We start from the raw sequence: 2,085 nt of genomic DNA on the forward strand, positions 1-2,085 counted from the left end.
CGACGGAACCCGATGTTGGTGATCCCGGCCATCGGCGCGAGCACTACCGGCGGCCACACCTGGTGCTGGCCGAGAGTCAGCGGGCGCAGCGCGGGCACGGTCGAGGCAGTCACCGGACAAGTGTACGGGGCCCCGACCGGCGCTTATCGCGTCGGCCGAGGCCCCGTGCGCAGAGTCTCAGCAGCCGGGGAGACGCTCGATCAGGTAGCGCTCGACCTGGTCCAGGGAGACGCGCTCCTGGGCCATGGTGTCCCGGTTGCGCACGGTCACCGCGTTGTCGTCAAGCGTGTCGAAGTCGACTGTGACGCAGAACGGGGTGCCGATCTCGTCCTGCCGGCGGTAGCGACGCCCGATCGCCTGGGAGTCGTCGAACTCCACCACCCAGCGCTTGCGCAGCAGCGTCGCGAGGTCCTTGGCCTTGGGCGACAGCGCCTCGTTGCGGGACAGCGGCAGCACCGCGACCTTGACCGGAGCGAGCCTCGGGTCGAACCGCATCACCGTGCGCTTGTCCACGCCGCCCTTGGTGTTCGGCGCCTCGTCCTCGTCGTACGCCTCCAGCAGGAAGGCGAGCACCGCGCGGGTCAGACCCGCGGCCGGCTCGATGACGTACGGCATCCAGCGCTCACTCTTGCTCTGGTCGAAGTACGACAGGTCGACGCCGGAGTGCTTGCTGTGCGTGGAGAGGTCGAAGTCGGTGCGGTTGGCGACACCCTCAAGCTCGGCGAACTCGGTGCCACCGAACTGGAAGCGGTACTCGATGTCCACAGTCCGCTTCGAGTAGTGCGACAGCTTCTCCTTGGGGTGCTCGAACAGACGCAGATTGTCCGCCGCGAGGCCGAGGTCGAGGTACCAGTTCCAGCGCTCCTGGAGCCAGTACTCGTGCCACTGCTCGTCGGTGCCCGGCTCGACGAAGAACTCCATCTCCATCTGCTCGAACTCGCGGGTCCGGAAGATGAAGTTGCCCGGGGTGATCTCGTTGCGGAACGACTTACCGGTCTGCGCGATGCCGAACGGGGGCTTCTTGCGGGCGACCGTCTCGACGTTCTTGTAGTTGACGAAGATGCCCTGCGCGGTCTCCGGGCGCAGGTAGTGCAGCCCCTCGTCGCTCTCCACCGGGCCCAGGTAGGTCTTCATCAGGCCGTTGAACATCTTCGGCTCGGTGAAGGTGCCCTTGTTGCCGCAGTTGGGGCAGTTCAGCTCGGCCAGCGAGGTGAGCGGCTTGCCGTGCTTCTCGGCGTACGCCTCTTCCAGGTGGTCTGCCCGGAACCGCTTGTGACAGAACTGGCACTCGGTGAGCGGGTCGACGAACTCGGCGATGTGGCCGGACGCCTCCCACACCTTGCGGGACAGGATCACCGCGGAGTCCAGGCCGACGACGTCGTCGCGCTGCTGGACCATCGTCTTCCACCACTGCCGGCGGACGTTCTCCTTGAGCTCCACGCCGAGCGGGCCGTAGTCCCACGCCGATCGGGTGCCCCCGTAGATCTCACTGGAGGGGAAGACGAAGCCTCGGCGCTTGGCGAGGCTGACGACGGCGTCGATACGGTCGGCTGGCATGTTTCCTCCTACGCCGGCTGGCGGTCGGCGGGGGCGAGATGTGGATGGAACGGTCGGTTCGGGACAACGGTACGACCACCGTCCCCCCGAGCCCAGCAGAATACCGGGGACGGGTCAGCTGACCTCGCAGACCTCCACGCCGCCGGTCTGCCCGTCCTGCCCGAGGCTGACCTGTTGCCGATCCCGGTCGCCGCCGTCGAGGGTCACGTCGACCGGCACGGTCAGGTAGGTGGTGTCCACCTCACCCACCCGAAACGCTGTCACCTGCGGTTCGGCGGCAGCGCGCCGCTCGAACTCCGGTCGGGACTCACGCCGCTGCGCGTCGTCGCAGAGCTGGTCGTACGCCCGCCCGTAGTTTCGCTCGACCAGCGCCTGGTAGTAGTCGCCGGTCACGGTGCGGGCCTGTTCCCGGATCGCCTGGACTCCGCTGACGGCCAGGCCGACGACGGCGGCGCCACCCCCGCCGCAGCAGAGCACCACGGCGAGCGCGCCGACGCCGAGGCCGATCCACGTCCCGTTCCGTCGGCC

Annotated in this window: 2 protein-coding genes; both read right to left on the bottom strand. The window is 68.2% G+C overall.

Features of this window, described 5'->3' with window-relative positions:
• Positions 1–177 precede the first annotated feature (177 nt).
• Positions 178–1,557: a glycine--tRNA ligase gene (locus NIE111_RS28125; protein ID WP_238687313.1), complete on the bottom strand. Its 1,380-nt coding sequence runs from the start codon at positions 1,555–1,557 to the stop codon at positions 178–180.
• 114 nt (positions 1,558–1,671) lie between these two features.
• On the bottom strand, positions 1,672–2,085 hold a 414-nt coding region (locus NIE111_RS28130), incomplete at its 5' end, for a hypothetical protein (RefSeq protein WP_274531790.1).

Source organism: Micromonospora hortensis (genome assembly GCF_022230935.1).
Lineage (GTDB): Bacteria > Actinomycetota > Actinomycetes > Mycobacteriales > Micromonosporaceae > Micromonospora > Micromonospora hortensis.

What these genes read in the sequence shown, in the direction of transcription:
- NIE111_RS28125 (WP_238687313.1), bottom strand. Translation starts at nt 1,557, where the DNA reads ATGCCAGCCGACCGTATCGACGCCGTCGTCAGCCTCGCCAAGCGCCGA.